Consider the following 17,126-nt stretch of genomic DNA (forward strand, 5'->3'; position numbering starts at 1 on the left):
CACGGCCATCATGCCGCATCCGGGGGGCTCTCAGCGAACGACTCCTAGTGTGTCATCACGGTCACCGTCCCAGTCACCGACCAGGACCTTGTCGCTCGCCCGGCCGTAGGCCTGAGTTATATCAGCCTGTCCTCCGGCGATCGTGTTCTTGACGTAGTAGGTGTTGCCTCGGCGCACCGCCAGGGTGTCCCTGCCGTCACCGTCCCAGTCACCCGACAGCACGGTGTCGCTGGAGCGGCCGTAGGGGACGACCCTGTCCGCAGCCCCGGAGCTGATGGAGTTCTTGATGTAGTAGGTGTTGCCTCGGCGCACCGCCAGGGTGTCCCTGCCGTCACCGTCCCAGTCACCGACGACGACCTCGTCATCGGCCCTGCCGTAGGAGATGGTGACGTCCGCCTGTCCCCGTTCATGGAGTTGCGGAAGTAGTAGGTGTTGCCTCGGCGCACCGCCAGGGTGTCCGTCCCGTTGCCGTCCCAGTCACCGACCAGGACCTCGTCGTCGGCCCTGCCGTAGGTGAAGGTGCGCAGGCTGCCCCGGTGGAGTTGGTGTTGCGGAACCCGACCTTGTTGCCGTCGCGGCGGGCCAGGGTGTCGATGCCGTCACCGTTCCAGTCCCCGGAGAGCATCTGGGAGGTTGACCGACCGTACTGGAACTCGATGTCGGCCCTGGCCGACCAGGAGTTGTTGAGGTAGATCGTGTTGATGCTGCCGACCGCGGAGCCGATGACGCCCTGCGCGATCGAGCGGATGGTCCCCAGCCTGGAGTAGCCGACGTCGCCGGGGCAGGTCGTGTACCCCACGTCGCGGTGCCCGATGATGCGGGGCAGGGACACCGTCGTGCCCGCCCGGTAGCGCGCCGTGGTCCTGATAGCGAGGTTGGCGGACCCGGTGGCGCTGGACACGCCCGCGCGTCCCAGGAACCAGCCCGCCATCTTCCCTACAGCCTGGAGCTGGGTGTCCGTGGGGGCCACGGAGCTGTAGGTGCCCAGCATGGACAGCCCCATCGTGCCGGTGTTGACGCCCAGGGCGTGACCTCCTACCACCATCTTCCCCGCTGCCGCGCTGGTGGACCCGTAGCGGCCCTCAAAGACCCGGCCGTACTTGTCGATGAGGAAGTTGTAGCCGATGTCGCCCCAGCCCAGGGTCACGGCGTGGTAGTAGTAGATGCCGTTGACGATCGATGCAGACTGGCTCGAGGTGTAGCTATTGGTTCCTGCGGTGTGGTGGACCACGACGTGCGAGGCCGAGGCATAGGTCGGGGTCCACGTCATGTAGGCGGAGTTGGCACCCCACTCAGCACGGGTGGTCACCTCCACCGGCAGGCCGTTCGCCGTGGTCGTAGCCCCTAGCACCGCAGGGAGCACGCCGGCTCCCGCCGGGTCGGAGGAGCTGGCGACTGGCTGCTGGGAGACCTCCTGAGAGTCAGGGGTGCTCGCAGCGCCGCCGCTCTCACCGGAGTCCTCACCAGAACCGCCGTCCTGGGACTCCTGCTCCTCGGTACCGGTCTGCCCGGGCTCGGGGACTGCGGCGACACCGGAGTGGGGTCGGCCTCGGCGGTGTCCACGTCAGAGTCCTCCAGGACCTGCTCGCCTTCCGGGTTACCGGGGACCAGCGCCAGCTGGAGGTCGGCCGGGAGATCCTCCGGCGCCCCCAGGACCGCAGCCTGGACGGCGTCGGCGCCGCCGGTGATGAACTCCCCGGTACCACCCACCGCCACGTCGTCAGGACCGGAGTCGACCGACTCGTTGAGGTACCAGTCCGACCACTGGCTGCCCTCGCGCACCCGCAGGTAGATCTGCGTCCCCTCGGGCAGGCTGGCGTCTCCTGCCCAGGTGAATCCTGCCACCAGGAAGTCAGAGACCTCCAGCGGCTCAGTCAGCAGCACGGCGTCAGTCTCCGGGGTAGCAGACTCCGTCTCCGCCGCAGGCACCACCTCAGCCGAGCGGGCAGTGCTCCCCGCCGGTGTCACGGAAGAGGGCTGACCTGTGCCGCCAGCGGAGTCCTGGGCCTCTGCCTGGGCCTCGCCAAGCCCCGCCTCGGCCATGTCGGTAGCCTCCCCGCCACCGTGGTCAGACTGAGGACCTGGACCGGTGCAGGGGCCTCCTGCTCCGAGCCAGGGTCCGCCTCCGCCGTGGGAACCGCTCCCGCCAGCAGGGCAAGGGGACAGCGACGACCGCCTGGAGAAGACGAGAGGCGGGCATATTGCTCCTTTCGACGTGGCCGGACCGGGACCTGCGCACGTACATGCCACACAGAACCCGCGTTGCCACCGGGGAGACTACCTGCCCACCACTCGTTAAGGAAGAGCCATGGGTCTCACCACCGAGCACACAGTCCTCTCTCAGCGCACGGGGACGGCCCTTGGGCTGTCATCGCAGCGCCGCGCAGGGAGACCACTTCTACGTCACAATCATATGACAGGCCGTGTCGTGCTGTCCGACGAGCGCTGACCGCCCGGTGCTGCCGCCCGGTGCTACTGCGACGGCTCCTGCAGGCCTGTGGCATGATGTCAGCGGTCAGCAGCAGCCGACGGCCTCATTGTCCTGACCGGCCCAGACACGTTCGGAGACCCAGACACATGCACGTCCTCATCACCGGTGGCGCCGGCTTCATTGGTGCCAACTTCGTCCACCAGACCCTCACGCGCCACCCCGACGCCACGGTCACGGTGCTCGACAAGCTCACCTACGCCGGGAACCAGGGCTCCCTGGCTGACCTGGGCGAGCGCGTGACCCTGGTCGTGGGCGACATCGCCGACACCGACACGGTCGACCCGCTGGTAGCCGGAGCCGACGTCGTCGTCCACTTCGCCGCCGAGTCCCACAATGACAACTCCCTGCGGGACCCCTCCCCCTTCATCCGTACCAACCTGGTGGGCACCTTCACGCTGCTGGAGTCCGTGCGTCGCCACCGGGTGCGCTTCCACCACGTCTCCACCGACGAGGTCTACGGCGACCTAGAGCTGGACGACCCGGCAAAGTTCACCCCGACGACCCCCTACAACCCCTCCTCCCCCTACTCCTCCTCCAAGGCGGGCAGCGACCTGCTGGTACGCGCCTGGGTGCGCTCCTTCGGCGTGGAGGCCACCATCTCCAACTGCTCCAACAACTACGGCCCCTACCAGCACGTGGAGAAGTTCATCCCCCGCCAGGTCACCAACCTCATCGACGGCGTACGCCCCAGGCTGTACGGCGCCGGCCAGAACGTGCGCGACTGGATCCACGTCCTCGACCACAACGACGCCGTGTGGGACATCGTCGAGAAGGGCCGTACCGGTGAGACCTACCTGATCGGCGCCAACGGGGAGAAGAGCAACAAGGAGGTCGTTGAGCTGATCTGCGAGCTCATGGGGCACGAGCCCGACGACTACGACCACGTGGCGGACCGTCCCGGCCACGACATGCGCTACGCCATCGACAACACCAAGCTGGTCGAGGAGCTCGGTTGGACGCCCCGCTACACCGACTTCCGTTCCGGCCTGCAGGACACCATCGAGTGGTACCGGAACAACGAGGCGTGGTGGCGGCCTCTCAAGGCTGAGGTCGAGGCCAGGTACGCGGCCCAGGGGCAGTAGCAGTAGCCGTCGAGCAGCGACCGGCCGCCTGGCTGCTGACAGGCAGGCGCAGCCTGCTGGCCAGAAGCCGACCAGGACAGCTGCCCGGGCAGCTGAGCGCTGATCTGGGCAGGGCTGCCCGGCAGCCAGTCGGTGAGCAGTCTAGGTGTCGGCCCGCCCGTCGCAGGCTGTGACTAGCCAGAGGCTGGTCGTCCCCTCGGATGCCAGGAGGCTGAACCCCCGGGAGGTGTCCACGTTGACGTACCCGGAGAAGTCAGGGGAGATCGCGTCGGACGGGATGCTGGTGTCCTGGTAGTACACCGGGGTCCCGCCCGGGCGCTGACCAGTCGGCAGACAACCGGGTCGGTGTGGATGAGGTTGAACTGCCTGGCCAGGTAGACCTCCTCGTAGGGGGCGCCCCGGGAGGTAGAGGTACGATGAATGCTGTCGGTACCTGCCATCACGGGAAAGAGCCCCGCGCCAGAGGCGGGATACCCGTAGACTACGGCGTCGGCTGGAAGGCCCCGGGCGGCATCTTGTATAAAGCGGGTCTCCTCGGTCGTGACCCACGGCAAGTGGATGAGTGCGGAGACGTCATAGCCGCGACGTGCCCAGGTCGTGGTGTCCCCGACCGCCGTGCCCACCGACACCCAGCCCGCCGCTGCCACCGTGCTGGCGACAAGGAGCGCGCCCGCCACAGGCACGAGTCCGCCCTGGCGCAGCCGAGCCATGCACCAGCTCAGGACGGCCTCCACGGCACAGGCCGCCAGGACCCCGGACAGGACTGCCAGAAGGCCCAGGTACCGGTTGTCATCACGCCACCACCCGCCGACCAGGGCTCGCCACCACCCCTGCGGGCTGGCGGTCAGCACGACCAGGAGCAGCACGGTGCCCCAGGCCGCCGCCACCTCCCAGCGGCGGCGGTACAGGATGAGAAGCACGCCGCACAGGGCGGCTAGGGCCACGGGCCAGTAGCGCCACGTATCGCCGTCGCCCTGGAGCGGAGCCAGGGTCAGCGCCCCGAGCAGGACCTCGCCCATGCTCCGCGGCTGACGGTCGTAGCCGCTCATGGCCCCCAGGGCTGGTAGTGAGCACATGGCCCACAGCGCCAGGACCGCCAGGCCCACCAGCAGCAGGGAGCGCAGCCGTGCCACCCCTCGGTCCCGTACAGCCAGCTGGGCGGACCACAGCAGTGTCAGCGCTGCCACGACGACCACAAGAAGCTGGCCCGCCCCCGCGTGGGCGACTCCCGCACCGACGACCCCCGCCACGACGGCAAGCACGGCAGTGACGGATCTCTTGCTCCTGTACCACTCCAGGACCGCCGCCAGGGCGAAGGGAACCAGCGCCACCGACAGGGCGGTAGGGGCCTGGCCGTGGAAGTAGAGCGGAAACCCGGGGAACCACATGGTGGCGGCTCCGGCGGAGGGGGCCAGGGCGGTAGTGACAGGACCGCCCCCCGCAGCGCGCCCCAGCACCACGCACCCCAGGGGGGCCAGGAACAGCACGACCATGAGTACGACGACGTTGAAGGCGGTGGGCACCTCCGCCGTCGGCACGAGCGCGGCGAGCGTGTGCCACAGGTTCGGGTAGTACCCGCCCCCGTTGACCGGCTGCGAGGAGCCCAGGGGGGAGGCGTTACCAGACTCCATGATCTCGACGATGTAGTTCAGGTGGAACATCACGTCGTGGTTCTGCAGGACCGCTGCGGGACTGGCAGCCGCGCGGACCAGGACAGTCAGCTGGAGCAGCGCCGCTACCCCCATCCCCACAAACGCTGCCCAGGTCGTGGGCGAAGCGAGCAGGCCGCGCCAGGACCCGTCGGCTCCGTCCCTGCGGCGAGCACGACGGCTCCTGACCAACCAGGTCAGCCCGGCCGGGAGGCACACCAGGAGCAGGAGCACGGCAGCACCCGGCCGGGTCCACCTCAGTCCGAGCAGCGGCATAACGACAGTACCTGCGGTCACCACGATAATGCCCGTACCGGGCGCCCCCGCCACGGCCAGGCGAGGCCCCGCCCCGAGGGACCCGAGGAAAACGAGGCCGGGAAGAAGCAGAAGCAACAGGGAGATGGCGGCCAGGAGCACCGCAGCAAGCCATTCCAGCACCCCGCTAGGCTAGCCCAGCGGCGCGCAGACAGGCGGGCCCGTACCACCGGTTATGCCGAGATGTTGCCAGCGCTCACCCCCTGGCGGGTGACCTCACAGACCCCGGAGGCACCGGAGGCAGCTGTCACGGCCCCGCTCGGCCTCGCAGCAGCACAGCACGTCTAGTCGCAGGCGGTGATACGCCACAGGGCGTAGTCGCCGTCACTGGCCACGAGCTCGATGTCCTCCAGGGGGACCTGGGCGAACCCGACGTCCCAACGGTAGGGGGGCTGCCCGTGACGAGCCCCCTCCGCGTCACGGGAGTAGTCCGTGTACAGGTAGAATGCCCCGAGTTCCCTCAACAGCCTGCACACCTCCTGGCTCCCGGTCCCCTTCTTCAGGCCAGGCCAGGCATCCGCGAGCTGGTGCTCAGCACTGTGGGCCGACGGCCTGGAGCGGGAGGGGTACACCACGTGGACACCACCAAGAGACCACAGCATTGAGGCCCCCCGCGAGGGAGGTCCCACAACCACTGCGTCAGGTGGAAGCAGCGAGGAGGCCCCCTGGATAAAGTCGATCTCCCTGGCCGTGACAAGGGTCCCGTACTGGACCTGCTCAGGATCGTGGACACTGGCGACCAGGTCCCGCTGCAGGGGGAGCCTGCCCCCGGCGAGCACCACAACCAACACGGCAGCGGCCACGCCGGGCAGCACGCGCCGGGAGCCACGGCGCCCACCGGGTCGACCGGGCCGACCACCCGGCCGGCCACCATCCCGGGCAAGAAGGCGGCCGCTGTCCCGGCCACCGAAGCGGCGCTGCCTGGAGGTCCGCACCCGTGCCAGCAGGTGGGAGCAGGCCAGCGCGGCCAGGACCAGCGCGGGTAGCAGGACCAGCGGGACCAGCCGGGCCTTCTGCAGGTACCAGGGTGCTCCCAGCTGGCGTCCCCACCAGGACGGCCCCCCGACCATGACCGTCAGCAGCAGTGCCGCCACCCATGCCCTGAGCCAGGAGCGCGCTGCCGGCTGCCGCCAGGCCAGCCACGCACCCAGGAGGGTCAGCGACGCCGTCACCAGTCCCAGGAGGGAGGTCCAGCCCCAGACCGTCCCATAGGCGGGTAGGTCCGCCAGCGCCTGTCCCAGTGTCGCGACCAGGCCTTCCCAGCCGCCGTCGGGACGGGAGTACCCCAGGACGCTGCCCAGTGGACGGCGCACGGCCCACAGCCCCCCCAGGGCTGCCACCACCACGACGGCAGTCGCCCGGACGCGGGCGCGGACCCCTGCCGTGGCCACCCGCCACACGGCGGGGAGCCATCCAGCCCCCAGGACCATCACGCTGAACACGGCAACGCCGTGAGCTGCCGCTGCTCCCACGGTGCACATGACAAGCAGGAGCACCAGCGGCAGCACCCCGGGACCAGAACGACACTGCGGACCACGATCCAGCCCCGGGCCGCTCCCCTGCGTTCCGGGGTCCTGTCCGGGCACTGAGGGGGAAACGGGCAGGACCCTGGTCGGGACAAGCAGGTGGAGCGCCAGCAGGACCCCGGGCAGCGCCACGACGCTGAGGGCGTAGGGCCACACGGCCAGAGACGTCAGCAGCATGGTGAAGGCGATGGCGGTGCCGCCCAGGAGCACTGTCAGCGCGACACCCCACTCACGCACGGGCCCAGGACCCGGCAGCAGGTCTCGCACTCCGGTGAGCATCCCTGCCAGGGCGCTGGGCCACACAAGCGCCCCTGTTCCCAGCAGCGCCGCGTTGGTGGCCTGGACGGGACCCGCGGGCAGGAGGGAGACCATGGCGTGCCACGGTGTCGGGTAGTAGACGGACTGCCCCTGGTAGAGCGCCTCCAGCCCCCCCAGCAGGGAGGCGTCTCCTCCTTCCCGGACTGCGGCGACGGCACTGAGGTGAAAGACCGCGTCAAAGGCCTGTGCGGGCCACCGGGGGCTGACGGCCCCCCACCCGTAGGCCGTCGTCCAGGCGACGGCGGTGAGCAGGACGGCAAGGAGGACGGGACCGTGCGACCTGGCCAGGTCCCCGGGACGGTTGCGCCCCCGCAACCAGCCACCCGTCTTTCTCCAGCCCCCGAGCCGACTGGCGGTGCTGCCTGGCACCCGTGACAGCACCACCACGAGCCCGGTGAGTACCGCAGTCAGCACCCCCAGGAGAGGCAGCGCGGCCGTGCCCCACCGCCAGCCGAGTGCCTGGGCCACAGTAGTGGCCACAGCAACCAGTGCCACGGTGAGCCCGGGAGCCAGCGCCAGCGCCGACCACCCGCGCACACCTGCCGCGCGGGTCAGGCACCACCCCGGGACCCACAGCAGAAGGGCAAAGAGGACAGCCAGCCCGCAGGTGCCAAGAAGGTCGGGAAGGCTCACGGGCTCCATCCACAGGCGCTGATGACGTACAGCGTGTGGACACCGTCGCTGGCCACCGGGGTCAGGGCCTCATCGGGTATCAGGTTGAGCTGGTTGTGCCACTGGGGCGCCTTGCCGCCCCCCGGAGGGTCACCTTCCGTGGGGTCGGCGTCGTAGTAGTAGTAGTGCGCCCCGAGGCGGTCCAGAGCCTGGCAGACCTCAGGGTCAACCTGGACGTAAGCGGCTCGGGCAGCCACGTAGCGCCGGTCCTCCTCGGAGTAGAAGCGCAGGGTGGGAAAGACCACCGGCGTCTGCGTCAGCGACCAGAAGTAGGCCGACCCGTTGGTCGGCTGCCCCAGGACGACGGCATCGGGGGGCAGCTGGCTCGCCGCCTCCCGGATAAAGTCCGCCTCCCCTGGGGAGAGCATGGCTGTCCAGGTGAGGTGCTGAGGCTGGTAGGCCACAGCAACCACCCTCTCGTGCATCCCGGCCCGGCCGACGGCGTTGACGACCAGTGCCACTGAGCAGACCAGTGCCACAACGCTGGCGACAGCCCGCGGTGCTCCTGAGCGGCTCCGGGCCAGCCCCGCAAGCCAGTCGATCGTGGTGGCTGCCAGCACCAGGGTGGATATCTCCAGCAGCGGCAGGATCCGGGCCCGCTGAAGGTACCAGGGCGAGGCCAGCAGGCTCAGCGGAGTCCAGGTGAGCACGGAGGCAGCCAGGAGCACCAGCACCAGGGGCAGACACAGCGCGGCCCAGCGGTGGCGGCGCGTCACCAGGGAGACGAGGAAGCCGACACCGGCAAGCAGGGTGAGTACCGTGGCTCCCAGGGAGCGGTCGGAGATGTTGGCAAGCATGGGGCTGTCCCGCCACGCCTCAATAAGCATGGTGGTCACCATCGCCCCCGGCCGGGTGAAGCGGGCCAGCATGATGAGCTGGTCGGCGAAGAGGACGGCGCCCACGACGACTGCCAGGACCAGGCCTCCAGCCAGCGCCAGCATGCTGGTGCGCAGGCGCCCGCCTGCCCGCCAGCGGCGTCGCACCTCGTGAAGGAGGACCAGGAGCAGTGCGGGCACGGCGATGACAGCCAGGTTGAAGACCGAGGTCCCGTGGACGAAGACCAGCCCCAGAGCGGCCAGGACCCCACCGGCCACGGTCCCGGGGAGCCACGTAGTGGTCCTCCTGGGGGCAGGACCCCGCTGTGGGCGGCACACCAGGACAAGAGTCACCGCCCCTGGCAGCAGACACACTGCCCAGGCGTAGGGCCACAAGGTGGTCAGCATGGAGAACGGGCCTGAGGCGATGGCGGAGGCCACGGTACCTGCTAGCAGCGGCAGCCCGTCACGGACGCGGCGTGAGGCCACCGGGAAGAGGGCCGACAGGAGCGAGGCGCACCCCAGGGGCCAGATGACGCAGGCCCCCAGCAGGGCCACCACGTTAGCGGCTACCGGGACAGAGGTCGGCACCACCGCCACCAGGGCGTGCCACCCCGTGGGGTAGTAGTGCGTCTCTCCCCAGTACATAGGGTCGAGGGAGCCCACCGGGTAGGCGTTGGCCTGGCTGCGCACGTAGGTCGCCGCGTTGAGGTGCCAGACCCCGTCAGAGGCCTGCATCGGGGTGTCGATTCCGCCGAAGCCGCGCAGCACCGCCTGCGCCGACAGCAGGCAGGCCAGGGCCAGGGCTGCGACAAGCGGCCACCAGATCCTTGGTGGAGGGGCCTCCGGCGCTCCAGGCCAGCGTCGACGCACCAGCCTGGTCACAGCCAGGACCGCCCCCAGGAGCACCAGGAGCCCGAGGCTGGCCGTCAGCGTGTTCCAGGGCAGGGAGAGCAGGTGGTAGAGGACCACCAGCGCACCCATGCCCGCAGAGGCGACTGAGGGAGCGGCTGCCAGCGCCTGCAGGCGCAGCACCCGCAGACCCCGCAGCAGGAGGTAGCCGGGGACGAACAGGATGATCAGGACGAAGAGGGCGGCGGTACACGCCTCAGCCCAGGTCGCGGTTTCCAGGAGCTACGCCTTTACGTTGAGAATGACTGTCAGGACAGTGCCGCACGGCAACCGCACCAGCATATGTCCGCGACACAGGCGTGGACGAGTGGTAGCGGACGATATCGACGAGGTATCGGGCTCACCTGCACCGCCCTAGTCATGCTCGTCGTCCTCTGCTCTGGTTGTCTTCGCCTCCTTCTGCCTGCTCCTGCCAACGGCCCCGGCAGTACCGTCATCGTCGTCAGACCGCCCTCCCGGCCCCGCCCAGGAGCAAGGCGTCGTAGCGGGGGCGGACCGCGCTCCAGTCCGCGTGGGAGACCATCCACTCAGCCTGCTGCACCCGGTAGGCCTCGTCGTCGCCCAGGGCGAGGATGCGCGCAGCAGCCTCCTGGGGTGTTGCCACGACCCACTGCGCGGGGAACAGCGCGCCGGGCCCTCCCCACCGAGCGACGTCGGGCCAGTTACGCACCACCGGCAGCGCCCCGGAGGCGGCCCCCTCAATGAAGCCCTCGTGCGTCCCCTCACGGCGGGAGGAGGACAGGATGACCCCCGCCTCCCTGAGAAAGGCCGGGACCTGGCTGGTGCGCCCGGTGATCCTGACCGAGGAGCCAAGCGCCTTGATCCTGGCCCTGGTCGCCTCCGCATAGGCTGCCTCAGCCTCCGACATGTCCTCAGGAAAGTCGGGACCGATCAGGAGCAACGACCAGGAGGGGTCATCCTGACGCACCAGGTCCAGGACGTCGAGCGCCCATGCGGGGTCCTTGCGCCGGGCGGCCCAGCCGACCAGGGCGATTGTCCTGGCCGACCCGGCGGTCTTGGGCAGACGGAAGCGGGTGAGTAGCGCCCGGTTGGGGACCGTGGAGACCACGACGTGGCCAGGCAGCCTCACCGTCGTCTCCAGCATCCTGCGGATCGCCGGGGACACGGTCACCAGCTCGCTGACCGCGTTCCAGTCAACGAGCTGGGGCATCGCGGTAGACGCCTCGTAGGAGTGGATGCGGATGAGCAGCCGGGCCTGGGGAGCCAGCAGCGGGACCACGAGGCTGGCCCAGACCGCGGCAGCGCTCCCCCACTCAACGAAGACGGTGTCCGCCCAGGCGAGGTCGTCAGCGACCTTCTGCGGTACCGCAACCCGGTGACCCCGACCACGCGCCAGCTCCACACGCAGCGCCAGGACGGTGCTCTGCTCGGGGACGACAGGCAGGTCTCCCAGATCCTGACACCGGACCTCGAAGCGCTCGTCAGCATCGTAGTCCGCGATGATGTCTGTCACGAAGTTCCAGTTCTTCAGGGACAGGAAGAGGACCCGGCGCGGACGCTCCCGGGTGGCCGAGAAGGCCGCGTTGTCGTCGTTGTCATCGTTGTCGTCGTCCAGAACCGCAGACCCACGCTGCTGCTCAGCCACGACGGCGACAGGGCGAGTCACCTCCTGGAAGGCCCTGGAGGCACGTAACGGGGCCAGGAAGCCGTGGGGATCCACCGACAGGGCCGAGTCCGTGGCGCCAAAGTGCAGCTGGGGATGGAACATCAGCCGCAGCACCAGGTCGAGCAGGCCCACCACACAGGCGTCCTCCTCCGCCGCCCAGGCCTGGTCCGCCAGGTCAAGGACGTACTGGGCGGCTGTCGCGGCACGACGTGAGTCACCGTCGTCGACGTCCAGGTCGATGATGCAGTCCTCCAGGCGCAGCACCGAGACCTCAGGACGCTCACCCATCTGGGAGGCGGCCCGGCGCAGCAGCCTGCGCGCCTGGGGGAAGCGGTGACGATCAGCCAGGAAGCGCGCCCGCCGGGCGACCTCCAGCGCACCCGCCAGGGCGTTCCTGCGCAGCGAGACGTCGAGCCTGGACAGGACGACAGTCTCCAGGACAGCCATCCCCGGCCTGGTGGTGGCGGCTCGGGCCATGAGACCCACAAGACCAGTAGCGTTGCGTGCCATCAGCGCCCCCAGGACTCGTCGGCGGAGAAACCGAGGTATACCCCAGCCCCGGCGGACGTCCTGGTACGCCAGGACGAGGCGAACCACACCGTCGGCGCCCCCGGAGCCGTGTCTGTGGCCGACTGCCCGAGGTTGCCGGAAGCCGCAGCTACCACGGCACCGTGACCGGCTGCCCACGAACAGGTCAGGCATGTCCTCATCACGGCGACCTCCTCCCCTTGCGGCGCTCCCGCACTGGATCCGTTCCCGCGAGGACCTGAGCACCGTGGCACAGCGCAGCCTAGACGGTGCCGCGCGCACGGACGCGGGTCCCGTGCCCGGAACACAAGTCTCCTGCCGCCCGCGCGGACGCCCAGGAGCCTTGGACCACGACGGGCTACTACCGTACCGGGACGACCCGCTCCAGGCGGGGCAGCCGTGCCGGTGTCACGCCACCACCCACCCGCTGACAGCACAGTGACCTGGCCGACGGAGGTTGTCGTCGCTCTCATCGGTCCTCCCCTTCCGCTAGCCCGGCCAGGCCGGAGGACGGTAGCAGCGACGGGTCCTGGGCGCGAGCACGTCGTTCCAGCACCGCAACGGCCTGCGTCCAGCCAGCCATCTGCTGCTCAGCGCTCAGCAGGCGAGCCGCCTGGTCGCTCGCCCGCTTGGCCCGGGCCACGTCCTGGTCCGTCAGGGTGTCCAGAGCCTCAGCCAGGGAGGAGGCGGAGAAGTCTTCCGTGACGACGCCCAGACCGTGCTGCCTCACCACCTGAGCCATCTCCGGGCTCGGGGACACGACGACGGCCAGACGTGCCTGGACGAAGTCGAACAGCTTGTTGGGCAAGGCGTGCTTGTAGTTGAAGGACACCGGCGGTAGGCAGAAGACACCGACGTCGTAGCCCGAGAGAGTCTCCACCAGCTGGGAGTAGGGAACCGGGTCCAGGACCCGCACGCGCCCGGGCGGCAGCTCCGCCGCCTGCTGGCGCAGTCGCTCGATCAGGTCGGGGTCGTTCCTGGTGAGGTAGAGGTCAAAGGTTACCTCCCTGCGGGTGCGCCCCACCGCCTCGATCATGCGGTCAAGGTGGCGGTCCGGCAGAGCCGCTCCGGAGTGGACCAGCCGCAGGGGACGGGAGGGCGGGGTCACGACGGTGTCATGATAGGGGGTGGCGTTAGTCACCACCCCGGCCCGTATGCCGTACTCGCGCCTGTAGGCCTGCGCCAGCCCCTGGGCCACAGTGGTCACGGAGTCCGCCCGGGCGACGTAGCGTCGGCACAGCCAGCGCACGTAGGGAGCCACGAAAAGCCGCCAGCGCAGCACTCCCTCCTTCTGCCGGGGCGCGTACTCGTGCAGGTCGGCGTGGACACCCCCCAGGGGACGCAGGGACAGTGCCAGGGGGACGGTCTCTGCGTCGTTGGCCAGGACCACGTCCCAGGCTCCCACCGGCAGGTGCTTGCGCGCCCAGGAGACCACCTCCTGTGTCGCCTGCACCCGGGAGAAGCGCCGGGCTATCAGGCTGGCGCGGTCCAGGCGCCACGAGACCAGCTCGTCAGGGATCTGCACGTGGGCAACCACACCCTCAGGGGCCTGTCCGTAGCCACAGGTGGTGACCTCGTAGGTGGGCGACAGCAGGCGCACCTGCTTGAGCACACGAGCGTCGGAGACGATCGGGGAGAAGGAGAGAATCAGCACCCGACCGCGCCGGGAGCCTGACGAGGACCTGCTGTCCAGCCGGGCACGGGCCGGCCCCAGAAGCGCCCGGCGGTAGGCGCCGAGCAGGGCGACGCTCTCGCTCTGCCAGGTCAGGTGCTGCCCCGCCGCCAGGGCCGCATCCCGGTACCGCTGCGGGTCCGCCAGGATCTGACGGATGGTCAGGGCGAGGTCCGCCGGATCCTCACCGCTGAAGACCTCGCCGACCCCGAGGCGCTCGACCACCGAGCGGATGTCCGGCAGGTCAGCGGCGGCCACCGGCACACCTCCTCGGATCGACTCGAAGAGCTTGTTGGGCAGGGCGTAGCGGTAGGACAGACAGGTGGGACGGACGTGGACTACAGAGATGTCCGCGTCGGACAGCGCCTCGGAGACCGCGTGGGGAGCCACGGGCCCGACCTGGTGGACCCGGTGGGTGACTCCGTGGCGGGCCGCAAGGTCCCACAGCGTGGGCAGGTAGTCAGGCTCCCCGTATCCCAGCATGACCAGGTGGACGGTCTCTGGGAGCGCGGGCAGAGCCGCGATCGTCTCCTCAATGCCCCGTGAGGTGGTGATGCGTCCCCCGTAGGCGATGACCTGCGTGTCAGGTCCCAGCCCGGCGAGCTCGCGCAGCCGTCCCCGGGAGCGGTCCGGGGCGGGGCCGGCCACCGGGACGTTACGCACCAGGACCGGCGGCGAAGGCATCTGGTAGTGCTCCGCCATCCAGCGCACGATCGAGGGGGACACGGTGATGACCGCGTCAGCGCGCGCGACCCCGCGGGCCTCGATAGCCGCCTCGACCCGGGGGGCAAGAAGACGGTCAGCCCGCACGTTGCGGTCCAGCCACAGCTCGTGGGCGTCGTAGACGAGCCTGGCGCCGCAGCGCTCCACGATCCACAGTGCTGGAGCGAGGGTGTTGCCGTCATTGGCGTGCACCACGTCCGGAGACCAGTCCAGGGCGGCGCGGGCAGTACGAAGCCAGTAGGTGGACAGGGCAAGGGTCTTGTAGGCGCGCATCCCCATGTCCGCCTGGAGCGCCACCACGGAGGAGGAGGTCTCACGCAGCACCCGGCGCGCCCGGCCGAGCAGAGAGGAGGTGCCCGGCACCCTGCCCGTACCCGAGGGGGCCGACGCCTCCTTCTGCTGCCCCATCGTTGCGGACCCGAGACCACCACCGCTACCACCAGTGCCGTGCCCGGAGTCGGGCGCCACCGCAGACAGCGCACCAACCGCCTCCACGGCCGCGGCCGACGACACGCCCCCTTCGTGGACGCCCTCGGCAACGCTGTTCCCGTTCAACCAGGACCGCATCCGAGCCACACCCGGAGCCACTCGCTCCAGTGAGAACTCCTGGCTGCGGTGGATGTCCACCCCGGAGGAGACCGGCTCACGTCCCTCGGAGAAGCCTGCGCTAGCACGCGAGACGGCAAAGATGCGCACCGTTGCCCCGGCGTCCCTCAGGGTCGCGGCCTCCTTGAGCACCCGAGAGTCGTTGTGGGCGTCATTGAAGACAAGCATGGCCACACGTGGCCCCCGTCCGCCCCGGGTAGGCAGGCGCAGGCTGGCCGGTGCCGATCCGGTCTGGCGGTTCATACGTTCTCCTCCTGGGCGTGACCCGGTTCCGAGACAGCGGCGGACACAGCAACGTCGTCTGGCACAGCGGACGGCACGGCCGACGCCGACCGACCTGGGCTCACCGGACCCACCGTAGCGGCGGAACCGTTGTCGAGCAGCCCGGCCAGCGCCGCCTGCTGGGCAAAGTCCGGAGCGGAGGCCACGACCTCGTCAAAGGTACCGCAGGCCACGAGCTCGGCCTCCCGCATAAAGCAGACCTGGTCGCTGTGACGGATCGTGGCCAGGCGGTGGGCGACGACGATGACGGTCACCTCGCCCGAGAGCCCCGCGACGGCCTCGGTGACCGCGGCCTCGGTGGCGGTGTCCAGAGCAGAGGTGGCCTCATCCATGATGAGGACAAGAGGCTCGGAGTACAGAGCCCGGGCAATTCCCAGGCGCTGGCGCTGGCCCCCGGACAGCTTCATACCGCCCTCGCCGACCTCCGCCCAGATGCCTCCTGGCCGTTCCTCGATGACGTCGAGGAGCTGCGCCCGCTCCAGGGCGCGGCGGACACGGTCCTCGTCGATAGAGTCAGTGTCCCAGGACAGAGCCACGTTGTGGGCGACAGTGGAGTCAAACAGAGAGACCTCCTGGGGGACGTAGCCCACGCGGGATCGCCAGGAGCGCAGGACGTCGCTGAGAGGGACGTCGTCGACCCGCAGCGTCCCCGAGGAGGGCTCCTGCAGCCCCAGGATGATGTCCACCAGGGTGGACTTGCCCGATCCGGAGGCACCCACCAGCGCCATGGAGGAGCCAAAGGGCAAGGTCAGGGAGATGTTCCTCACCGCAGGCTCCTCGGAGTCCGCGTAGCTGAAGGTGACGTCGTCGACGACGAGGGCGCGAGCACCCTGCGGCAGGTCGGCTCCAGCGTTCATCTCGGCGTGGCGCTCCCGGTTGGCCCGGCCCTCCTCGATCTCGGCGAGGACCCGCTCGGCATGGGGGATGTTGGAGCCGGTCTGTCCCATGATCGTCTGGAAACGAGTGATGGAGGGCACGATACGAAAGCCGCAGACGCCGAAGAGCGCCAGGGAGGACAGCGCCTCACCCTGGCCACCCTGCATGAAGCCCATGACCGCAGCGATGACGAGCCCCCCGATCAGGGCCATCTCCAGCATGTAGCGCGGGACCGCCCCCAGAAAGGCCTGGTCCGCACGGGCGCGGGAGGCACGGCTGCGCTCTGCCAGCACCACGCGCTCCAGCTCGGCAGCCTTGTCCCGCAGGGTGATCTCCTTGAGCGAGTGGACCATCTCGGTGACCAGTCGCACTGCCTTGACGGAGTAGACGCGGTTGTCCTGCCCCGCGGCAAAGGCCCGTCGCAGGACCCACAGGTACATGATGACGGCGACCAGGAGGAAGTAGACCACCGTGACCGCGGCCATGACCGGACGTGACACGAACAGGACCGCCATCACCGCGACGAAGGTGCAGATCTCACCAGCAAGCTGGGTGAAGGGGATGAGGACGCCGGAGACCGTGGAAGCCACACCCACGTCGGTGGAGCGGACCAGGTCCGTGGAATGGCGCTTGAGGCGGTCAGCCCAGGGCGCGTAGAAGAAGGAGTCCAGCAGCTGGGCACCCAGGTCCTGCTCAAAGCTGGCGAAGCGCCTGGTGGAGATGCGCTGGAGGACAATCGCCAGCAGTCCCTTGGTCACGTAGAGAACGCAGACAACCACCAGGAGCCAGACCAGCATGCTGGGCGGGACAGTGACTCCCAGTAGGGGGATAGTCATGCTGGTCCCGGACATGAGCGGTGTCAGCAGGAGAGCCAGCAGCCCCATGGCCGCCACGTCCAGGAGGGCCAGCGCGGAGAACAGCCCCGCGAACGTGAGGATGAATCTCTTGGCCCCTGGTGGCAGGACGCCCAGGAGGTCTCTGACGGTACCCAGCAGCATGCTCACGCCGCGAGTCTAGCTGGCACGAGCGTCC

10 protein-coding genes are annotated in these 17,126 nt (G+C 69.5%); 1 reads left to right on the plus strand and 9 read right to left on the minus strand.

Annotated elements, in window-relative coordinates:
* Positions 1–30 precede the first annotated feature (30 nt).
* From D5R93_RS10010 to D5R93_RS14175, 3 genes are all read right to left on the minus strand, one after another.
* Positions 31–312 (minus strand): hypothetical protein, encoded by a 282-nt coding sequence (locus tag D5R93_RS10010; protein WP_120205024.1) that lies wholly within the window; start codon positions 310–312, stop codon positions 31–33.
* A 94-nt stretch (positions 313–406) separates the two neighbouring features.
* A complete protein-coding gene (locus tag D5R93_RS14170; protein WP_243106708.1) occupies positions 407–1,363 on the minus strand; it encodes an N-acetylmuramoyl-L-alanine amidase in 957 nt (318 codons plus the stop codon).
* Positions 1,345–2,043 carry a hypothetical protein gene (locus tag D5R93_RS14175; protein ID WP_243106709.1) on the minus strand — a complete coding sequence of 233 codons (699 nt, stop codon included), beginning with the start codon at positions 2,041–2,043 and terminating at the stop codon, positions 1,345–1,347. The genes D5R93_RS14170 and D5R93_RS14175 overlap by 19 nt, the downstream gene beginning before the upstream one ends.
* Positions 2,044–2,577: 534 nt before the next feature.
* Here D5R93_RS14175 and rfbB point away from each other — a divergent pair.
* Positions 2,578–3,573, plus strand: coding sequence for a dTDP-glucose 4,6-dehydratase (gene rfbB / locus D5R93_RS10020; RefSeq protein ID WP_119836607.1), 996 nt, complete (start codon positions 2,578–2,580; stop codon positions 3,571–3,573).
* Between the two features lie 173 nt (positions 3,574–3,746).
* On the opposite strand, the gene D5R93_RS10025 is transcribed toward rfbB, so the two are convergent.
* From D5R93_RS10025 to D5R93_RS10050, 6 genes are all read right to left on the minus strand, one after another.
* Complete coding sequence (locus D5R93_RS10025; protein ID WP_162933917.1) at positions 3,747–5,660, minus strand: DUF6541 family protein; 1,914 nt, start codon at positions 5,658–5,660, stop codon at positions 3,747–3,749.
* Between the two features lie 161 nt (positions 5,661–5,821).
* Complete coding sequence (locus tag D5R93_RS10030) at positions 5,822–8,014, minus strand: DUF6541 family protein (protein WP_162933918.1); 2,193 nt, start codon at positions 8,012–8,014, stop codon at positions 5,822–5,824.
* On the minus strand, positions 8,011–9,999 hold the full coding sequence (locus D5R93_RS10035; RefSeq protein WP_310732079.1) for a DUF6541 family protein: 1,989 nt from the start codon (positions 9,997–9,999) through the stop codon (positions 8,011–8,013). The genes D5R93_RS10030 and D5R93_RS10035 overlap by 4 nt, the downstream gene beginning before the upstream one ends.
* A gap of 223 nt (positions 10,000–10,222) precedes the next feature.
* On the minus strand, positions 10,223–11,917 hold the full coding sequence (locus D5R93_RS10040) for a glycosyltransferase (protein ID WP_162933919.1): 1,695 nt from the start codon (positions 11,915–11,917) through the stop codon (positions 10,223–10,225).
* A 487-nt stretch (positions 11,918–12,404) separates the two neighbouring features.
* Complete coding sequence (locus tag D5R93_RS10045) at positions 12,405–15,179, minus strand: glycosyltransferase (protein ID WP_120205034.1); 2,775 nt, start codon at positions 15,177–15,179, stop codon at positions 12,405–12,407.
* On the minus strand, positions 15,176–17,092 hold the full coding sequence (locus D5R93_RS10050) for an ABC transporter ATP-binding protein (protein ID WP_119836613.1): 1,917 nt from the start codon (positions 17,090–17,092) through the stop codon (positions 15,176–15,178). Before D5R93_RS10050 ends, D5R93_RS10045 begins: the two co-directional genes overlap by 4 nt.
* Positions 17,093–17,126 lie beyond the last annotated feature (34 nt).

Origin of the sequence: Actinomyces lilanjuaniae (genome assembly GCF_003606385.1) — a bacterium.
GTDB classification, from domain to species: domain Bacteria; phylum Actinomycetota; class Actinomycetes; order Actinomycetales; family Actinomycetaceae; genus Actinomyces; species Actinomyces lilanjuaniae.